The sequence below is a fragment of the Nitrobacter sp. NHB1 genome, from assembly GCF_036964665.1.
GTDB lineage: Bacteria > Pseudomonadota > Alphaproteobacteria > Rhizobiales > Xanthobacteraceae > Nitrobacter.
In genome coordinates this window covers 99511-117515 of sequence record NZ_JBAMDA010000003.1, presented here as the reverse complement: position 1 = coordinate 117515, position 18005 = coordinate 99511, and the positions used below count along the sequence as shown (strand labels likewise).

The following is an 18005-nucleotide window of genomic DNA, read 5'->3' as shown; positions in this document are numbered from 1 at the left end:
TTCAGAGCACATTCGACAGACGGCCATAGAGGAGCTCGTCAATGCCGTCGGCATAGATGTTGCCCTTCTCATCGACCGTAAGCACATATTGCGGGAGGTTCTGCGTAGCGTGCCCCCAAATCTGCAAGCCGCCCTTTTCGCAGTCGAAACGCGAGTAGTGCCCCGAGCAATTCAGCGTCTTGTCGTCAGCTGTGTAGGAAAGAGGAAATCCCTTATGCGGACACAGCGTGGTGAACCCGACGACATCTCCGTCAGGTCCCACCCCTGTCGGCACGCGGGTCCCCAATTTGATCAGAACGCCTGGCGCGTCGTCGTCTGGATAAGCCACTTCGAACGGCTCATTGATCTTGAGTTCCTTGATGTTGCCGAGGCGTTTGGCGGGATAGTCGACCAACGCAGCGTTCGGTGCCGCTTTTGCCTCGGCTGGCAGCACTCTCGCCGCCGCCACGCCAGCCGTCATGAGACCCGCGCCGGTCAGAAATCTGCGCCGTCCAATGTCCGCGATCTTCCTACATCTGTTCACCTGTGAGTCCTCCTCGATGTCAATGGCGAGCACCCGCCGGGCCACTTGCGCTAGCGCCACCGTAAATCCATCGCGTCGAGCCCGGTCCCGTAGTGCGCTCCGCCAGTCGCTGTCAGGATCGCAGTTACTAGGAGAAGCCTTCAATCGTAATCGTTCTCCCTCCTTTATCCATAACTTCGGACCCACCTTCATTGATTCAGATCAAGCCTAACAGGGGCTCAGCGAAGCATGCCCGCCAACCGCGCCATAGTTTCCAAGCCCGAAATGTCGCACCGATCGCATTTGTGGTCGTGCTGTATTTCCCGGTGATGACTCCTATCATGGGCAACAAGGAGATTGATCCCATGACTGCACGCGTGCTGTCCGTCGCGGCCATCGCCCTTGACTTGTTATCATTGTCGGGGTCGTATTCTCGTTCGCGGTTCGGCGCAGGTGGTGCCGAGCATACGGCTGTTCTGCTGGCATCAGATGAGCGCTATCTCGTGTTCGCGTAAGTGCGCACACGCTCCGTTGCCGCAGCAAAGCCAAACCTTTCCGAGGAATCTTGCTGCTCAGACGGTTCGCAGCGCATCGTGACTCCACTCCGGCTTTTTTCCTGTTGTCTTTATCACCTGCAGCGATCTGACCCCTGTACGATGACGTAATTGCGGGCGGCGTGCGAGACGAAAGGTCCGCTATCTTCAAGCCCTCACGCAATCACACGAATCGGAGGGGCTATGAAGCAATATGTCGGATTAGACGTCTCGCAAAGGGAAACCTCGGTGTGCGTGCTCAACGAGACAGGGCATATTTTGTTCGAGGGAAAAGCCAAGTCCGATCCGGGGGCGCTCACCGCGCTGCTTCGCGAGCGGGCGCCGCATGCGGAGCGCATCGGTTTTGAGACGGGGGCGATGGCAAGCTGGCTATGGCATGAACTTCGTAGGGTCGATCTTTCAGTGGTATGCATCGACGCCCGGCATGCGCACTCATGTTGTCGGAGATCGCGCTACCCAATTGAATCACATTCCGGACGGCACCAGGATTGTTCTCCGTCAGCACGTCTGGGATCGATTGAAGGACTTTTCAAACGGAAGTGTTCTGATTCATCGTAGCTTTAAGGAGTAAAGATGAAACAGAAATCCGGGTCGGACAAACCGGCAGAACGAGTACTGAAGGATCGACGCCAGACACGCCGGCATGAGAAGGTCCGTATTGCGCCGAGATGACTGCGCACGACGCCGGGAATGCTCATCAGCCGTCTCGCGACGTGGTCGCTCCACGACGTTAATGGCCGCAGTCGCCCTTCAATGTTTGGAGAGTGTCTCAACGAGAAGAGCAAGGCATTTGCGCGCCGCTTCGGGGATGGCCGGAGCTTGGGTCTTCGATCCGCGCTCTGAGCTTTTCAACATGCGATGAGGATAGTCTATAATTGGACGCGCGCCCCGTCGACGCAGGATGGGAACCACAACACCGACGGTTTCCACGACAATTATTGTTTGAAGCAGTCACGGTGTCAGCCTGAGCTGGCGCCTGGCTTCTTTGATGCTATTACGTCATGAAGCGGTATATGTAAAATCAATAAGGACGAACGAGGTGCTGGTCACCAATCCTACGACTGGAACCCATATCGGCACTAGAAACACATCCGAAGGGGGCATTGATTCCGCAACTTTGATCCTTATGAGGGCCAGATTCACGAACGCAAAGATTCCGAGCGTAAAGCGTGACGTCCACTCGGCCAATCCAGTCAGAGGAACGCCAAGCGCCAGGATCAGGATGGCCGCAACGCCAAAGAGAGTCGCAATAACCGGTGTGCCGCTCTTCGAATCCACCTTCGCAAGGAAGGTGGGAAGGTTATCCTGATTAGCGAGGCCATAGAGCACGCGCCCGATCATGATCATATGGACAATGATTCCATTGACTGTCGCGACGATCGCGATGGCGCTCAACACATGCAGAGGAAGTCCTGTCAAGCGCTGAAAGACCAGCGCCAGGGGGGCCGACGATCTCGCGAGTTCCACCGGCGGCACCGCGATGACTGCGATCCAGACCACCAAGGCATAGAGCAGAGCAGTCACCCCGAGCGTTATGAATAGGGCCCGGGGCAAGGTGTGTCGCGGGTTCTTCATTTCTTCGGAAATGTTCACCAAATGCTCGAAGCCGATAAACGCAAATACGGCAAGCAGGGTGGTTCGCGCGATGCCGCCCCAGGCAGACAGGTCGCCGATGGCGGGCCATAATTCCGGAAGCCGGGAGATTAGAGGACCGTCCCCCAAGAGGCCAGCCGCGACGATAAGCAGTAGCCCGCCAATTTCGACCACCGTCATCAGTCCCGCAAAACTGATGGATTGCGCCGCCGAGAGGCAGGCGATGGCGCCCATCGCGAGCACGACGGCGGCTATGATCCAGGATTCCGGAAGCGGAATGAATACGCCTAAGTATCCGGCGCTTCCTACGCTGATGGTGGCCCCGGAAATGGTTGCGGCGGCAACGACGAGTAATCCTGCGGCACCGCTCAGCCATTTCCGCTGAAACGCCGCCTGGACGTAAGCTGCTTCGCTCGCTGCGACCGGCATTCTGGTGCCCAACTCGGCAAAGGACGCCGCCGTTATTCCCATGACGATCGCGGCCGCAAGAAACGCCACAGGCGCGTGCATGCCGCTCCGGCCGGCGGCCGCCCCCACCAGTACGTAAATGCCTGCGCCGATCGTCACGCCAAGCCCATAGAGCACCGCATGGGTGAGGGTGAGCGATCTGATCAGCTTTGGAGGGTTCGGATGCGCCTTCTTTGTTTCTAGTTGCGGACTGTCTGCATCTGTTCTCGCGTCTTGCATGGCCGAGCGTCAATGCGAGAACAAAATAGGGACCGGGGGCCTCGACAGCAGACTCTTGGTTGCGCCTCCAAGCACGAATTCACGCCATCTCGAGTGTCCATAGGCTCCCATTACAAGCACATCGATTTTGTGTGAAAGCACGTACGTTTCAAGGACCTCGCCAATCGGCTTGCCATCGGCGTCGACCTTGTCCAGCACGACGTCGATGCCGTGACGAGCAAGGTTCTTCGCCAGTTCTTCGGCGGAATGTTTGGAATCCAAAGTCTTTTCGTTCGTGACGGTAACGACGCGAACCCGTTTTGCCGTTTCAAGCAGCGGAAGCGCGTCCGAAACCGCTCGCGCAGCGGTGCGACTGAAATCCCACGCCACGCCGGCGGTATCGAGCTGGAATGGGTGTGATCGCGGGGCAGCCGGCAGAATCAGCGTCGGCCTACCCGTTTCGAAGATCAGAGCCTCCGCGTACCACTGATCATACGATTCGGGCACCGACATAATCGTGAGATCGCGAAGCCGTGCATAGTCGACTAGCAGCGACGGCGTCCTATGGGTTGCGCATTTCTCCAAAATAATCTCATGCTGAACGCCGGACTTATCGGCCGCTGCTTCGAACGCTGCGAGAAGAGCTTTCGCATTCTTGCGGCTCTTCGCGGTCTCACCCGCAACGATTCCGGGTATGTCGACGATGCTATCCGCAAGGAAGCTTCCGGGCACTTCCACATGTACTTCGCAGGAAATAGCCGCGAGGTGAGCGCCCAGGGCGGCGGCTATCGAAACCGCATCATCCACCACCGAGACAGGCGTCGGTTCCGGATAGCTCGTCAGCGTCAAAAGAATATCCTTGAAGGCCATTCACTTCTCCTTTGGGAGGTTTGAACCTAAAGAGCCGATCCCGAGAAGATTAGATTCAGGAGCATTGGGTTGAGCGTATGAGGTGCCTGAGCACGGTGCGCATCATGGCGAGGCGGACGAAGGCTGCGACGATCCTGGTATAGCGCTCGAGATCGCGCATCAGGCGACGATTGCGGCTGATCCGGGCGAACGTCCGTTCGACGATCCGCTGTACAATATTGCCTGAGCCCGGTCATTTTGCTTGGCGATTTTGGCCTGGCCGGGCCGTCGAGTGGCGGAACCCTAAAGATGATCTCGACCTGCGTGTCATCGATCTCGACCCCGCGAATTACGGCACGGACGATCTGTCGCATGCCGGTCCTGTCAAGGCAGCGAGTCCTACCTTCACTTTGGCGAAGAACTCCTCCAAGCGGTTGATCAAGATCAAGAGTGACAGCTCGCGTTCATTCTCGGCCACATCGACCGCGTCGAATTCCACCTTGTCGATGACATCCTCGGCATAGCGGTCTATCAGCCGACCGATGCCGCGACGCAAGGTGGCCATCTGCCGTTATCTGCCGTTCCAGGCGGACGATCTCATCCGGCTCGCGAGTTTCGTCGCGAGCCTGAAGAAGGCGGCGGAGTATGCCTCGGCCACGCGACGCGGGTTCTCCAGGTGGCCTACTGATCTCACACCGCTTCTTCCAGGTGATCGCCACGTATCGCCGGTTTGTCGCCGACGGTGTGGCTACTGGAGCGGTAGCCACGCACTTTGAGCAGTTTTGCACCCCATCTTAGCGATTCAGTTCAACGATCGGAGTCGATTCTGGCCGCCGCATGTCCGGCGCGGTGTCTTGTCTGGTGTGTATTGCAGCGTTGAGGGCATCGCCGAGCATCAGCGATGCAAGGATGGCTGTCACTCACCGGCAACAACTGCTATTCATGTGCAACAGGAGGATCATCTATGACTGCACGTGTGCTGTCCATCACTGCCATTGCCCTTTGGCTTGTTACCATTGCCGTCGCTGCATTCTTCTTCGTTCGCGGTCAGACGCAAGTGGCGCCCGACGGGCGCACGACTGTTCTGCTGGGATCGAATGAGCGCAATCTCGTGCTCACCGAAATGCGCGGCATGCTTGAGACCGTGCAGATTGTCGTCGACGGGGTGAAGGAAGGCGACATGAAGCAGGTTGCGCAGGCGGCGCGCGCGAGCGGTATGGCAGCGGCCGCCGACGTCAATCCGGCACTGATGGCCAAGTTGCCGCTCGAGTTCAAGCAGCTTGGGCTCAGCGTCCATAAGCGCTTCGATGAGATTGCTACCGCCGCCGATTCGGGGGCGAGCCGCGAGCAGTTGCTCGCGAGACTCAGCACGCAGCTGTCGGCCTGCGTTGCCTGCCATGCGAGCTATCGCTTCGACGCGGTGACGCCGGCGGCGAAGTGAGTGAGACAAAGTGACAAGCCTGAGGGTTGATTGCTGCACTGAATGCAGCGCGCCAGTGGTCCACTCCGACCGGCTTTTTCCGGCGTTACTGCCGGCACCTGCAGCGATCTGAGCCCTGTGCCGATTCAGAATCACGCATCGGCCAGGTGGCCGTCGCGGAGATGGAAGATGCGATCGAAACGGTTGAAAATCTTCTCATCATGTGTGACGGCGATGATAGCAGCATCGTGCTCAACAGCGAGCTTGCGCAACAGGTCCATGACGATACCGGCACGCTTGGAATCGAGCGCGGCGGTCGGTTCATCGGCGAGGATGATGCGCGGGCTGTTGGCCAGCGCGCGAGCGATGGCCACGCGCTGCGCCTCTCCGCCCGAGAGCTTGGCCGGCATGGCGTGTTTGCGGTGGCTGATCTCCAGGTCGTCGAGCAGGTCGCCGGCCCGCCTGCGTGCCGTCGCACTGTCGGCGCCTGCGAGTTGCAGGACAACAGCGACGTTGTCGGTGGCATCAAGGAACGGCAGTAGATTGTGGAACTGGAAGATAAATCCGATCTTGTCGAGCCTCAGACGCCGCAGGTCGCTGCGCTGCCACTGCCCGTCATACAGAACCAGCTCGCCGTCGAGCTCCATCGCGCCCGCCGACGGATCGAGAATGCAGCCAATGACATTGAGGAGCGTGGTTTTGCCGGAGCCAGAAGGTCCAAGCAGCGCTACCACCTGGCGGGGAAATACTTCGAGCGAGACGTCACGCAATGCGTCCACGCGCGTCTCGCCTTCGCCAAAATGCTTGGAGATGCTCTCAAGCCGCACCAGCGGCGTGTCTGATCCTTGTTCCGCCATGTCAGCCTCCGAGCGCTGTCGCCGGATCGACCCGCAGCGCCGCACGGACGCCGAGGCCGCTGGACAGCAGGCACACCACGAATACGATCACGCCAAGCACGGCCACGTTGTCCGGCTCCAGCACCACGCGCCGGGGGAAGTAATCTTTGATGCCGATGATAAGCGTGGCGGCAATGGCGAAACCGATCAGCCCGAGAGCCATCGCCTGCTGCACGATCATGCCGATGATGGTCCGGTCGGGCGCCCCGATCAGCTTCAGCGTGGCGATCTGCTTTAATTTCTCCATGGTCATGGTGTAGATGATGATCGCGATGATGACGGCCGAGACAACCAGCAGCAGCGAGGTAAACAGCCCGATCTGCCGCCGCGCGCGGTCGACCAGCGAGCGCGACAGAATGAGCTCCTGATTATCCTGCGTGATTGCCGCCAGATGCTTCCAGCGTCGTATCGTTGCCGCGGTAGCATCGGAGGAGGCATTCGGGTGTAGACGAGCGACCACAGCATTGACGGTGTTCAGGCTGGCGCTGCCTGTGCCGCGGGCAAGCTGCACCCGCGCCGCCGGCGGAGCGAGTTCGAATTGCAGCTTTTGTGCGTCGGCCAGGGGAATGTAGACAGCAGGGTCGCCGCCGGAATTGACCTGGTTCCGGGTTAGCCCCACGACGGTGAACGTTCTGCGGCCGAGCCGAATTCGTTCGCCCAAGGTGAGCCCCGATGAATGGTCGGCGACCATCTCGTAATGGCTGCGCGCGATATCGCGGCCTTCGGCGATCTCCGGCGGCCCGCCCGGACGCGTCAGTTCGTAACCTATGACATAAAGCCTCAGTTTGCCGCCCTGATGCTCAGCTTCGACAGTCTGATAGGTGATGCTCCCAGCGGCGGTCACCCCCGCGATACGCGCCACTGCCTCGCGGAGGTCACCGGGAATCCGTGAGGCTTCGGCGAAAGGACCGCGTGTATTAGCTTGCACGACCCACAGATCGATGGCCGGCGCCCGGGCGATCGTCAGGGCATCGACGACGAGGCCACGGTAAATGCCGATCATGGCCAGCACGACGCCGAGCAAAAGACCAAGCCCTAAGCACGTCAGTAGAAAGCGGCCGAGCTTGTGCCGGATGTCACGATAGGCGAGGTTCATTTGGGTATCGCCTCGGTCGCGCGCGCCGCGCGACCTTCACGCAGCCCGTTCTCTAACCGGGTCACGACGCGGGCGTTTGCGGGCAATCCATCGACGATCTCAAGGCGGGAATCTTCAGTGCGATGACGGAATTGAACCAGGCGGCGCTCCAAACGTCCGTGTTCCACTGTCCATACCGTGCCTTGCCGGCCGTCGTAGCCATGCACCGCGGCCGAAGGCACGAGCAGTGCCTTGTCGAGCTTGGCCACCGTGATTAAGAACTCCACCTGTTCGCCGAGATAGACACGGGCCGGTGGATTCTCGCCTCTGAGATAGACGCGCCGCTCCTCGGTGAGGCGATCGCTTTCGAGCCCGATACGAACCACGCGGCCGGTGAAGGATTCGAGCGGCCGGGAGCGCAGGCGCGCCTCGACAGGTTGCCCTTCCTCAATGAAACCGGCGCGCGCCTCATCGACATAGGCGAGGCCCCAATAGCTGCCGACCGCAATGAGAGTGAAGATCGGATCGCCAGCCTTGATCACTGAACCTAATTCCTTGTGACGCTCGATGACGACCGCATCGAACGGCGCAACCAGCGTCCGGTGCCGCAGCATGGTCTCTTCGTACTGAAGCTGGGCGCGGGCATCAGTCAGCTGCGCCTTGGCGCTCTCCACCTCACTCTCCGCTACCGTGACGTCCGCCTTGGCCACGGCCTCGTCGCGGATCGCTTCCTCCGCCGCTTGCTGTGACACGACGTCACGGCCGGCCAGGGTCTGCTTGCGCCGATTTGTCTCCTGCTTCTGGGTGAACACCGCGCGCGCTTTCTCCACATTGGCGGCGCTCTTGGCAATATTGACCTCGGCGACCAGCAGTGCGGCACGTGCCTTGCCAACCTTGGCATCCTGCTCGCCGGTGCTAAGTCGGGCAAGTACCTGCCCCTCGCTGACACGGTCGCCATGGTCGGCGCGCAGTTCGGTGAGCGTGGCGCCGACCTCAAACCCGATGTTCGAGAGAATGCGAGCCTCGGTCGTACCCAGGCCGAACACCCGGATCGGAACGTTCCGCTCGATTGTCGCCACCTGAACATTGATCGGGTGGTTGGAATAGATAAAGACAGCCGCTGTGATGACGGCAAGGATGCCAATCACTGTCAGCGCATATTTCGTTACCGGCTTGCGAAAGATGGTGAGAAAATCCGCGTTTTTTCGTTTCTGCTCGGATAGTGGCCTAGCAGTGGCGTGTGCAGGGTCGTTCATGATCACACTCTAGTTTATCACTGATTTAGAAATCACTCCCGCATTTCAGCTGGCGCGGCGGCGTGCTCCGCGGTGCGCGATCTACAGCGGGACAAACGATGTGTGATCGCTGCTAAGCATCTTCGAAGCTCTCTTCACGATGGGCGGATAATCGTTTGCGCTTGACTCTGCGCAGCGCCGCGAGCGGCGCCAGAGAATTGCTAAAGGTGCTATCAACCCGCCTGATCCTCTTCCAACTTGTCAACGGAGAGAAATCGGTTGGTCAGTTCGCCGACTTCTTTGGTATTCGCGATTCGACGGCGTCCCAGCATCTTGCGTATTATGCAGGTTTTTTACAGGGCGTATTGCGCTGGATCAAAACTGATGGACAGCCGCAAATATGAAATCGTACACTGTGTATTCCGAATCTCAGCGTCGTCACCCAAGCCGACGCTGGGATCGCCATGAAGCGCCCGAGCCAATTCGCTAAAGGCGACAAACTTCACGACCAGGTCGCGCAGTCAAAAACATTCCTTCTACGGCGCCGACGCACCGTCATCATCGCGCCCATCAACCGGGTCACCGAAGCGCCGCCTGCTATCGCTGCGCGCTGCTCGAAAGTCATACGTTCGACCTGCCGAACGACTTTAGCGATCGCCGGATAACGTTTACCAGATCGAGAAACTTGACTTTCAGATTGCGCCGGAGCGTCAGCTAAAAGCGCCAGGACATGGGCTGGATGAGCGCGCAACCAAAAGGCTTCCTACAGAATATCGACGACCGCTTTCAGCATATCGCGCACCTTTCCGGCTGGTACCTTCAGCGTGGGATTGTCGACCGCAACCATTGATGCGACAGGATCGATGGCGGCGACTTCAATATCACCGCGGCCGATATCCTGAACGATGACGTTACAAGGCAGCATCGTGCCAATCTTATCCTCAATCTCCAAAGCCTCGCGCGCCATAGCTGGATTGCAAGCACCGAGGATATGATAGTTGCGGAAATTCACGTCGAGCTTCTTCTTTAGCGTCTCCTTCACGTCGATTTCGGTGATGATACCGAAGCCAGCTTGCTTGAGCGCGTCCGTCGCCCGTTGCATGGCCTCGTCGAAAGAACAATGAAGTGTTTTCGCAAAATAGTAACTCATGGTGGTCTCCTATGTTTCAGGTTGATGCTGAGCCGGCAACTCAGCAGGCGTTGGTGTTTGCCGGCCCTGACCCGGCTGCCGGTCTCCTCTCAGCACGACATAAATTGCGGGGATGACGAGCACGGTCAGCGCCGTCGATGATGCCAGACCGAACAGGAGCGAAATCGCGAGCCCCTGGAAGATCGGGTCGGCGAGGATGACGGCTGCGCCGATCATGGCGGCGATCGCGGTCAAGAGGATCGGCTTGAAGCGGATTGCGCCCGCTTCCAGCAGCACGTCGGTCAACGGCCGGTCGGGCCGGCGCGCATGGCGGATGAAATCCACCAGCAGGATCGAGTTGCGCACGATAATGCCGGCGAGCGCGATGAAGCCGATCATGGAGGTCGCCGTGAAGGGCGCATTGAACAGCCAGTGGCCAAGCATGATACCAATGAAGGTGAGCGGGATCGGCGTCAGGATGACGAGCGGCAGCTTGAACGAGCCAAACTGCGCAACCACCAGAATGTAGATGCCGAGGATCGCCACCATGAAAGCTGCGCCCATATCGCGGAAGGTCACCCAGGTCACCTCCCATTCGCCGTCCCAAAGCAGGGTCGGGTACGTTTCGTTGTCCGGTTGACCGTGCAGTGCGATCACGGGCTTTGGCAGGCTGCCCCAGTCGATCCGATCGATCGCGTCGCGCACCGCGAGCATGCCGTAGATCGGTGCTTCGTAGGCGCCGGCGAGTTCCGCCAGCACCATTTCGGCGGGGCGGCCATTGTGCCGGAAGATTGGATAGGACGCCGGCTCATGGGAGACACTAACAACATCGCCGAGTTCGACCACCCCGCGGCCGCCGGGTAGCGCGTTGGCGGGCACCGGCGTCGTCAGCGCGCGCGCATCCATCACCGCGTTCGCCTTGGGCAGCGCGAGGCGGATGGCGATCGGATAGCGCCCTCCGCCGCGCTGGGAATAGCCCACCGTGGTGCCGCCATAGAGATCGCGCAGGGTGTCGTAAACGTCCGATTGCTCGACCTTGTAATATTCGAGATTGTCCTGATTGATCGCGACGCGCACGCGCTCAGCCTGGTTGTGATAGCTGTCGTCGACATCGACGATGAACGGCACGCTCTTGAACGCCGCGCGCACTTTGGCGGCCACCGCGCGCCGGGTGTCCGGATCGGGACCGTAGATCTCCGCGAGCAGCGTGCCGAGCACCGGCGGCCCCGGAGGCGGCTCGACCACCTTCACGACGGTGTTCTTCGGCAGGTCGAGACCGCTCAGGCGCTGCCTGAGTTCAAGCGCGATGGCGTGGCTGGCGCGCGCGCGGTCGCCTTTCGCGAGCAGGTTCACGGCGATATCGCCTTGCTCGGGACCGGAGCGGAGATAATAGTGCCGCACCAGCCCGTTGAAATCGAACGGCGCAGCCGTGCCGGCGTAGGTCTGGAACGACACGATTTCTGGCACGGATGCCAGGCGATCGACCATCGCCTGCAGCGTCCGGTCGGTGTCCTCGATAGACGAGCCCTTCGGCAGGTCGAGCACGACCTGGAGATTGGCTTTGTTGTCGAAGGGCAGGAGTTTCACCGTGACATGCCTGGTGTAGATCAGTCCGAGCGAGGCCAGCGTGGCAAAGCCGACGACCAGAAGAAAAGTCCAGGACCGCCAGCGGGCAGCAAGGATGGGCCTTGCGACCGCAACGTAAATCCGGCCGAGACGGCCGCCGCCCGCATCCTCGTGACCGCCGCCCGCATGGCCACCGCCGAACTTCATCATCAGCCATGGCGTCAGGATAACGGCGACGAAGAAGGAGAACAGCATCGCCGCCGAGGCATTGGCCGGAATCGGGCTCATATAGGGCCCCATCATGCCGGACACGAACAGCATCGGCAGCAGCGCCGCCACCACCGTCAGCGTCGCGACGACGGTCGGATTGCCGACCTCGGCGACCGCGTCGATCGCGGCCTGCGCGCGCGAGCGGCCGTCGCGCATCGCCCAGTGGCGGGCGATGTTCTCGATCACCACGATGGCGTCGTCCACCAGAATGCCGATGGAGAAGATCAGAGCGAACAGGCTGACGCGGTTGAGCGTGTAGCCCATGATCCAGGAGGCGAACAGCGTGAGCAGGATCGTGGTCGGGATCACCACCGCGACCACGAGCGCTTCCCGCCAGCCGATGGCGACGGCGACCAGCACAACGATCGATACAGTGGCGAGGCCGAGATGGAACAGAAGTTCGTTAGCCTTCTCGTTCGCCGTTTCGCCGTAGTTGCGCGTGACCGTCATCTCGACATCCGCCGGAAAGATCTGGCCGCGCGCCTGCTCCAGCTGCCGCACGATCTCGTCGGCAATCACCACCGCATTGGTGCCGGGACGCTTGGCGATGGCGAGCGAAACGGCGGGCGCGCCTTCAAGGCCGGCATCCGTCGTTTTGCGGATGTCAGTGACGCGGTTTTCGGCCGGCGAGGTCGCAAGCACGACATTGGCGACGTCGCGGACATAGACCGGACGGCCGTCGCGCGCGGTGAGCAGGATGTTGCCGATCTCGGGCAACGCCTGCAGGGTTTGCCCGGCGACGATCGCGCGCTGCTGCGTGTCCTCCCTCACCGTGCCGATGCGGAACGAACGGTTGGCGCCTTCGATCTTGGCGGCAAGCTGCTGAAGGGTGATGCCGTAGAGCGAGAGCTTTTCCGGATCGGGTTCGACGCGAAACTGCTCCGGCTGCTCGCCGACGATGTAGGTGAGGCCGACGTCGGGCAGCTTGGACACCTCGACCTGCAGCTCGCGGGCGAGCCGCGTCAGCCCGTTCGCAGTCCATCGGGACGCTGCCGCCGTCGTCGGACGCAGCGTGACGACCACGATCGCCACGTCGTCGATGCCGCGGCCGACGATGAGCGGCTCCGGAATCCCGACCGGGATCCGGTTCATGTTGGCCCGGACCTTCTCGTGCACGCGAAGAATGGCGGCGTCCGAATTGGTGCCGACCTTGAACCGCGCCGTCACCACGGTGCCGTCGTCTTGGGTCTGCGAGTAGAGGTGCTCCACCCCATCAATGCTCTTGACGATCGTTTCCAGCGGCTCGGTGACGAGCTTCACGGCGTCCTCGGCCTTCAGCCCGTTGGCGGCGACATGGATATCGACCATAGGTACGGATATCTGCGGCTCTTCCTCGCGCGGCAGCGAGATCAGCGCCACAAGCCCGAGCGCAAGGGATGCGAGCAGGAACAGCGGCGTCAACGGAGAAGCGATGAAGGCGCGGGTGAGATTGCCGGCGAGTCCAAGCTTCATGGCAGCACGATCCGGTCGCCGTCGTGCAGGCCCGTGAGAATCTCTGTGCGCCTTTGGCCGTCCTCTTCGACGGCCTCGCCGAGAATGACGGCGACGTCCATTCCTCCGGTGGGCGTGACAAGGCGCACGTAGTCGATGCCATGCATCGTCCGGATCGCCTGAGGCGGGACGGCGACCACCCTGCGCTTGCCGACCGGGATCGACACCAGCGTGCGCTCGTTGACGAAGTAATCGCCGATCCCTTCGACCTCGACATCCGCGATCACGCGCCCATTGACGATCTCCGGATAGACCTTGACGATGCGGCCGCGGTGCGCGGCGGGAAGCCCGTCTGGCGCAGTCGAGAGTCCACGAGCGCCGACCAGCACGTCAGAGCCCTGAACGATTTCTCCGGCGTGGCGTTCCGGCAACGATAGCCGCAGATAATACGGCCCCGGCGCGATGCGGGCGATGTCCTCGCCGGGCAGGATAACCGAACCGAGCGTGACGGGGACGGTGAGCACCCGGCCCGTTGCCGGCGCGAAGACGGTGCCCTCGCGCGCGCTCTGCTCGATGACGGTCTTCTCCGCCTTGGCCGCCGCGACCTGGTTGGTTGCGACCTCGAACTGCATCTTGGCCTGATCAAGGTTGACCTGCGTGCCTGCTCCGCTCGCCCGGAGCTGCTGCGCCCTTTCAAGCTGGACGCGTGTATTGGCGAGCTGCGAGTTGAGCGCCTCGACCTTGGCATCGGCAGCGTTGAGCTGGAGCGCGAGCTTGTCGTCGACAATGACGGCGATTGCCTGCCCTTCTTTGACCTCGTCGCCCTGGCTGATGCGGAGCTCCCGAACCGAGCCGCCGATGCGCGCGCGCGCCGGCACCACGATACGACTTTCGACCTGGCCGAACACGGCCTTCATCTCGGGAATCGTCGTGGCCTTGACGACGAATTCGCCGGCCTCAGTCGCCGTCGCGCCGATGATTGCGCCACCGGCGAGAATGGCTGTCAGGAAGCACAAGATCGGTCGATACATGGAGCGTGCAACTTTCACGGGCGATCTCAGGTTTTGCCCGACCATCGGATGAAGAAGGCTTGCCTTTATTTGAACGCGACGCCTGCGGGACAGCCGAGCCTCCTGAAGACCATGGCCGCCGGGCAGAATCCTGTCATCGACGCCTGGATCAGATTCAGCCCGACGAAGGCCGTGAGCAGGTACCACCAGGGCGACACGTAGAGGCCGAGCCCTAGCGACACGAGAACCATGAAGCCGGCAAACATCATCACGGCGCGATCGATTGTCATTGTCGTTTCCTTTTGTTTGAAGACTGCGCCTATTCGGCCGTTTCCACGTGAATTTCCTTCAGTTTCTTAATCCCAAGAATGTCGAGGACGAGGTTTTCGTAGAAGGTCTCGGCCTTGCCCTGCCGGATCTTGCGCAGGAAGTACTTCTCAAAGCCGATCTTGGCTGCGTGGACCCATTTGCCCTGCGACGACCAGTTGACGTTGCGCGGTGGGATTTGTGGCTGTGCAACGAAAGCGATGCCATCATCGCCGAAGTCGGCGAGGCAGACCGCGTTCCAGGTTGCGATCGCCTTCGGCTGCTCGCCTTTGAGGAGCGAAGCAATGTTCTCCGCCGTGGCGGTGACCATGGATTCGATCATGAAACCGGTCTTCGGCACGCCCACCGCAAGCGGCGTCTTGCCGACCGGCGGAATGGCGACACAAACGCCGACCCCGAAAATATTCGGGAAGGCCGGGTTGCGCTGGTGCTTATCGATCACGATAAAGCCGCGCGGGTTGGTCAGACCCTCGATGCCATGAACGGCCGAAACGCCTCGGAAAGCCGGCAGCAGCATGGAGAAGACGAACGGCAGTTCGTGCGTCGCCTTGACCGAGCCGTCGTCGTTGACTTCCTCGACGATGAGTTTGTCGGCCTCGGCTTTTTTCGTGCGCGCATTGGTGATCCACTTGATGTGGCGGTCGCGCATCGCGCTTTCGATCAGCCCCTTGGTATCGCCGACACCGTCGAGCCCAAGATGACCGATATAGGGTTCCGGCGTCACGAAGGTCATCGGTACGCGATCGCGGACGCGCGCTTTGCGCAAGGCAGTGTCAAGGATGAAGGCGAATTCGTAGGCCGGGCCGTAGCAAGATGCGCCTTGCACGGCGCCGATCACCACCGGTCCCGGCGTCTTGACGAGTTTGTCGAACGCGGTTTTGGCCTGGAGAGCATGGTCAGTCTGACAGACGGACTGGGTATGGGCTTTCGGGCCGAGTCCCGGCACCTCATCGAAGGCAAGGTCCGGCCCGGTGGCAATGATCAAGTAGTCGTAATGGATAGATGTGCCGTCGTTGAGTTGAATCTGATTTTCGCTCGGCTCGACGCGTTTGGCTCCCTCCGGCCGCAATTCGATGCCTCTCTGTTTCAGCACCGGGGCAAGGTCGACTTCAATATCTGCCGGCTGTCTCCAGCCGACTGCAACCCAAGGATTCGAAGGCACAAACGAATAAGTCGACCCGAGATTGACGACGGTGAGACGATCATCGCGCCGCAGCTTGGTCTTCATCTCATAGGCCATGATAGTTCCACCGAGGCCCGCACCGAGAACGACAACGTGAGACATGGACTATTCCTCCGATTTATTCGTTGAGTTTCCCCTGACATCGCGCATTCCGTCTTGATCTGGTTCAAGGCAGGAGCAAATTATCCCTTTGAACCTTGCGCCCGTCTCTCGGAAGGCCGGGCAGCTTGCATCTAACATTCAAGGAACATAAATTCAATAACATGAATGTAGCGGACATGATGCCGGCGGCGGAATCGGCAGCGGTGCTGATGCGAAGCCTGTCCCATCCACAGCGCCTGCTGGTGCTCTGCGCCCTGGTGGATGGTGAGAGGTCAGTGGCCGAACTGCGTCAGGAGCTCGGGATCGAGCAGGTGCCAATGTCGCAGCAACTCATGCGGCTTAGATCGGACGGACTCGTCGAAGCCCGCCGCGAGGGGACGACGGTCTACTATTCCATCACACGGCCGGAGGTTTTGACCGTTGTGGATGCGTTGCATTCAGCCTTCTGCGCACCAGCCGGGGGCTCGCGCGGCGGCCAATCGAAGAGATGATCGCGCAACCGTTCCCTAGCACGAGAACCTTCCCCTAGATAAGGCGAGGATCGAAGATAGGGCAAACGCGCTTTCGCTGACCTCGTCTGTCCGGACGCTGCTCATCGGCGTCGCCGCCGTTAGTGCTGGATCACGAGCATGAACATCCCTCGCGGTGGGATGCGATCAGTTCGATTGCGGCCAAGATAGGCTGCACGGGCCAGACGCTGAACGAGTGGGTGAAGAAGGCCGAGGTCGACGCCGGCAAGCGAGCCGGCGTACCGACGGACATGGCCGCGAAGCTGAAGGCCCTTGAACGGGAGAACCGTAAGCTTCGGCAGGCCAACGAGATCCTGCGCAAGGCATCTGCGTATTTTGCCCAGGCGGAGCTCGACCGCCGGTTCAAGCTATGATCGCGTTCATCGACGATCACCGCGAGGCGCATGGGGTCGAGCCGATCTGCAAGGTGCTGCCGATCGCCCCGTCGACCTACCACGACCATGTCGCCAAACGCGCCGATCCCGAGAAGCTGTCGGCACGGGCGAAGCGGGACCTGGAACTGAAGCCCGAGATCGAGCGCGTCTTCGCCGGGAACTTCGAGGTTTATGGCGCGCGCAAGGTCTGGAGGCAGATGCTGCGCGAAGGCTTTGCCGTGGCCCGCTGCACGGTCGAGCGGCTGATGGCCAACCTCGGTCTCCAGGGCGTCATCCGTGGCAAGCCGGTCCGAACCACGGTGCAAGACAAGGCCGCGCCATGTCCGTGCATTCAACATCGACCACCCGAAGGGGCATGCCATGCGAATTCGCACGAAACCAGCCAGGAGAGTAGTCGGGCAAGGCCGAGGGCAACAAGTAAGGTCGAAAGGTAGGAACGGCTCTGGCTCCAAGTTGCAGGATGTGGCCAGGCAGGCTGAACATCCTGCGCTTCGTGTTCGAATGGCTGACCGGTCAAAAGGCCCAGAATTGCGCCGGATGGAAAGTGCGCTTAGCCGAACCGTCTACTGTTTCATAAGCGCGCCGTCATTACAGCGCCTAAACAGCATGACCTACAAGGCGACCGATAGCAGCGGTCGTGCTCATGGCGACGGCGCCCCAAAAGGTGACTCGCAGCGTCGGCTTGAAGATGCCAGCTCCACCCGTCTGAGCTCCAATAGCCCCTAAAATCGCGAGCGTAACGAGTGAACCTCCCGACACCACCCACGGGATTTGCACCAACGACGAAAACACTGCGATCAACAGCGGCAATGCAGCACCCATTGAAAAAGTCGCCGCCGAGGTCAAAGCAGCTTGAACCGGACGAGCGACGATGTGTGCCGACAGACCCAATTCATCCCGAGCGTGCGCCGCAAATGCATCCCTTGCCATCAGCTGCTCTGCGACTTGGCAGGCCAGCGAGGGTTCGACCCCGCGCTCGATATAAATGTGCGTTAGCTCATCGAGTTCTGCTGCCGGCTGCTCCGCAAGCTCGCGTCGTTCTCGCGCTAGATCGGCGGCCTCTGTATCGGCCTGCGAGCTCACGGAGACATACTCTCCAGCGGCCATCGAAGCAGCGCCGGCGACGAGGCCGGCAGCGCCGGCAACTAGCACCTCACTATGCGAACTTGCCGCTGCGGCAACGCCGACAACAAGGCTCGCCGTAGAGATAATTCCATCATTCGCGCCCAGAACCGCGGCGCGCAGCCAGCCGATACGCTCAATGAGGTGCGCCTCACGGTGAAGGGGATGCAT

At 60.7% G+C, this 18005-nt stretch carries 18 protein-coding genes, 2 pseudogenes and 1 other annotated feature; of the genes and pseudogenes, 7 read left to right on the top strand and 13 right to left on the bottom strand.

Annotation, left to right across the window (positions count from 1 at the left end; genetic code table 11):
• Position 1 precedes the first annotated feature (1 nt).
• Positions 2–460 carry an arsenate reductase (azurin) small subunit gene (locus V4R08_RS16135; protein WP_442935701.1) on the bottom strand — a complete coding sequence of 153 codons (459 nt, stop codon included), beginning with the start codon at positions 458–460 and terminating at the stop codon, positions 2–4.
• Positions 461–714: 254 nt separating this feature from the next.
• Between V4R08_RS16135 and V4R08_RS16130 the strand changes: the two genes are divergently transcribed.
• Both V4R08_RS16130 and V4R08_RS16125 read left to right on the top strand, forming a co-directional pair.
• Positions 715–1017 (top strand): hypothetical protein, encoded by a 303-nt coding sequence (locus V4R08_RS16130; RefSeq protein ID WP_335580402.1) that lies wholly within the window; start codon positions 715–717, stop codon positions 1015–1017.
• A gap of 222 nt (positions 1018–1239) precedes the next feature.
• Positions 1240–1491, top strand: a pseudogene (locus V4R08_RS16125) (IS110 family transposase); the annotation flags it as partial.
• Between the two features lie 564 nt (positions 1492–2055).
• On the opposite strand, the gene V4R08_RS16120 reads toward V4R08_RS16125, so the two are convergent.
• Positions 2056–3336 carry an APC family permease gene (locus V4R08_RS16120; protein WP_335580400.1) on the bottom strand — a complete coding sequence of 427 codons (1281 nt, stop codon included), beginning with the start codon at positions 3334–3336 and terminating at the stop codon, positions 2056–2058.
• Between the two features lie 9 nt (positions 3337–3345).
• Positions 3346–4185, bottom strand: a complete 840-nt coding sequence (locus tag V4R08_RS16115) for a universal stress protein (protein WP_335580399.1) — start codon at positions 4183–4185, stop codon at positions 3346–3348.
• An 82-nt stretch (positions 4186–4267) separates the two neighbouring features.
• Here V4R08_RS16115 and V4R08_RS16110 point away from each other — a divergent pair, with 82 nt between their 5' ends.
• Complete coding sequence (locus tag V4R08_RS16110; RefSeq protein WP_335580398.1) at positions 4268–4411, top strand: hypothetical protein; 144 nt, start codon at positions 4268–4270, stop codon at positions 4409–4411.
• 102 nt (positions 4412–4513) lie between these two features.
• On the opposite strand, the gene V4R08_RS16105 is transcribed toward V4R08_RS16110, so the two are convergent.
• The gene (locus tag V4R08_RS16105) at positions 4514–4729 is read right to left on the bottom strand and encodes a hypothetical protein (protein WP_335580397.1); all 216 of its coding nucleotides are present in this window, start codon (positions 4727–4729) and stop codon (positions 4514–4516) included.
• A gap of 399 nt (positions 4730–5128) precedes the next feature.
• Here V4R08_RS16105 and V4R08_RS16100 point away from each other — a divergent pair, with 399 nt between their 5' ends.
• The gene (locus tag V4R08_RS16100; RefSeq protein WP_335580396.1) at positions 5129–5605 is read left to right on the top strand and encodes a hypothetical protein; all 477 of its coding nucleotides are present in this window, start codon (positions 5129–5131) and stop codon (positions 5603–5605) included.
• A gap of 131 nt (positions 5606–5736) precedes the next feature.
• Here the strand turns inward: V4R08_RS16100 and V4R08_RS16095 are convergent, their stop codons facing one another.
• The 3 genes from V4R08_RS16095 to V4R08_RS16085 are packed head-to-tail and all read right to left on the bottom strand — an operon-like array spanning position 5737 to position 8811.
• Positions 5737–6441, bottom strand: a complete 705-nt coding sequence (locus tag V4R08_RS16095; RefSeq protein ID WP_335580395.1) for an ABC transporter ATP-binding protein — start codon at positions 6439–6441, stop codon at positions 5737–5739.
• A 1-nt stretch (position 6442) separates the two neighbouring features.
• Positions 6443–7576, bottom strand: coding sequence for an ABC transporter permease (locus V4R08_RS16090; protein ID WP_335580394.1), 1134 nt, complete (start codon positions 7574–7576; stop codon positions 6443–6445).
• The gene (locus V4R08_RS16085) at positions 7573–8811 is read right to left on the bottom strand and encodes an efflux RND transporter periplasmic adaptor subunit (protein WP_335580393.1); all 1239 of its coding nucleotides are present in this window, start codon (positions 8809–8811) and stop codon (positions 7573–7575) included. Before V4R08_RS16085 ends, V4R08_RS16090 begins: the two co-directional genes overlap by 4 nt.
• 155 nt (positions 8812–8966) lie before the next feature.
• On the opposite strand from V4R08_RS16085, the gene V4R08_RS16080 reads away from it, so the two are divergent.
• Complete coding sequence (locus tag V4R08_RS16080; RefSeq protein WP_335580392.1) at positions 8967–9194, top strand: ArsR/SmtB family transcription factor; 228 nt, start codon at positions 8967–8969, stop codon at positions 9192–9194.
• Positions 9195–9553: 359 nt separating this feature from the next.
• Here the strand turns inward: V4R08_RS16080 and V4R08_RS16075 are convergent, their stop codons facing one another.
• The 5 genes from V4R08_RS16075 to V4R08_RS16055 form a co-directional block, all read right to left on the bottom strand.
• Complete coding sequence (locus V4R08_RS16075) at positions 9554–9940, bottom strand: DUF302 domain-containing protein (protein ID WP_335580391.1); 387 nt, start codon at positions 9938–9940, stop codon at positions 9554–9556.
• Between the two features lie 9 nt (positions 9941–9949).
• Complete coding sequence (locus V4R08_RS16070) at positions 9950–13207, bottom strand: efflux RND transporter permease subunit (RefSeq protein ID WP_335580390.1); 3258 nt, start codon at positions 13205–13207, stop codon at positions 9950–9952.
• The gene (locus V4R08_RS16065) at positions 13204–14217 is read right to left on the bottom strand and encodes an efflux RND transporter periplasmic adaptor subunit (protein WP_442935700.1); all 1014 of its coding nucleotides are present in this window, start codon (positions 14215–14217) and stop codon (positions 13204–13206) included. Before V4R08_RS16065 ends, V4R08_RS16070 begins: the two co-directional genes overlap by 4 nt.
• 65 nt (positions 14218–14282) lie before the next feature.
• Positions 14283–14486: a YgaP family membrane protein gene (locus tag V4R08_RS16060; RefSeq protein ID WP_335580388.1), complete on the bottom strand. Its 204-nt coding sequence runs from the start codon at positions 14484–14486 to the stop codon at positions 14283–14285.
• Positions 14487–14515: 29 nt separating this feature from the next.
• The gene (locus V4R08_RS16055) at positions 14516–15808 is read right to left on the bottom strand and encodes an NAD(P)/FAD-dependent oxidoreductase (protein ID WP_335580387.1); all 1293 of its coding nucleotides are present in this window, start codon (positions 15806–15808) and stop codon (positions 14516–14518) included.
• A gap of 125 nt (positions 15809–15933) precedes the next feature.
• On the opposite strand from V4R08_RS16055, the gene V4R08_RS16050 reads away from it, so the two are divergent.
• Both V4R08_RS16050 and V4R08_RS16045 read left to right on the top strand, forming a co-directional pair.
• A complete protein-coding gene (locus tag V4R08_RS16050) occupies positions 15934–16299 on the top strand; it encodes an ArsR/SmtB family transcription factor (RefSeq protein ID WP_335580386.1) in 366 nt (121 codons plus the stop codon).
• An 86-nt stretch (positions 16300–16385) separates the two neighbouring features.
• Positions 16386–17038 (top strand): annotated as a pseudogene (locus tag V4R08_RS16045) (IS3 family transposase); the annotation flags it as partial.
• Positions 16646–16762 (top strand) — a sequence feature (AL1L pseudoknot). It overlaps the preceding pseudogene by 117 nt.
• Before the next feature lie 271 nt (positions 17039–17309).
• On the opposite strand, the gene V4R08_RS16040 reads toward V4R08_RS16045, so the two are convergent.
• The gene (locus V4R08_RS16040) at positions 17310–18005 is read right to left on the bottom strand and encodes a VIT1/CCC1 transporter family protein (RefSeq protein WP_335580385.1); all 696 of its coding nucleotides are present in this window, start codon (positions 18003–18005) and stop codon (positions 17310–17312) included.

Coding starts and splice junctions, on each gene's coding strand:
- V4R08_RS16095 (WP_335580395.1), bottom strand. CDS start 6,441: ATGGCGGAACAAGGATCAGACACGCCGCTGGTGCGGCTTGAGAGCATC.
- V4R08_RS16100 (WP_335580396.1), top strand. CDS start 5,129: ATGACTGCACGTGTGCTGTCCATCACTGCCATTGCCCTTTGGCTTGTT.
- V4R08_RS16115 (WP_335580399.1), bottom strand. CDS start 4,185: ATGGCCTTCAAGGATATTCTTTTGACGCTGACGAGCTATCCGGAACCG.
- V4R08_RS16075 (WP_335580391.1), bottom strand. CDS start 9,940: ATGAGTTACTATTTTGCGAAAACACTTCATTGTTCTTTCGACGAGGCC.
- V4R08_RS16120 (WP_335580400.1), bottom strand. CDS start 3,336: ATGCAAGACGCGAGAACAGATGCAGACAGTCCGCAACTAGAAACAAAG.
- V4R08_RS16065 (WP_442935700.1), bottom strand. CDS start 14,217: ATGTATCGACCGATCTTGTGCTTCCTGACAGCCATTCTCGCCGGTGGC.
- V4R08_RS16060 (WP_335580388.1), bottom strand. CDS start 14,486: ATGACAATCGATCGCGCCGTGATGATGTTTGCCGGCTTCATGGTTCTC.
- V4R08_RS16040 (WP_335580385.1), bottom strand. CDS start 18,005: ATGCATCCCCTTCACCGTGAGGCGCACCTCATTGAGCGTATCGGCTGG.
- V4R08_RS16055 (WP_335580387.1), bottom strand. CDS start 15,808: ATGTCTCACGTTGTCGTTCTCGGTGCGGGCCTCGGTGGAACTATCATG.
- V4R08_RS16085 (WP_335580393.1), bottom strand. CDS start 8,811: ATGAACGACCCTGCACACGCCACTGCTAGGCCACTATCCGAGCAGAAA.
- V4R08_RS16090 (WP_335580394.1), bottom strand. CDS start 7,576: ATGAACCTCGCCTATCGTGACATCCGGCACAAGCTCGGCCGCTTTCTA.
- V4R08_RS16070 (WP_335580390.1), bottom strand. CDS start 13,207: ATGAAGCTTGGACTCGCCGGCAATCTCACCCGCGCCTTCATCGCTTCT.
- V4R08_RS16105 (WP_335580397.1), bottom strand. CDS start 4,729: ATGGCCACCTTGCGTCGCGGCATCGGTCGGCTGATAGACCGCTATGCC.
- V4R08_RS16135 (WP_442935701.1), bottom strand. CDS start 460: ATGACGGCTGGCGTGGCGGCGGCGAGAGTGCTGCCAGCCGAGGCAAAA.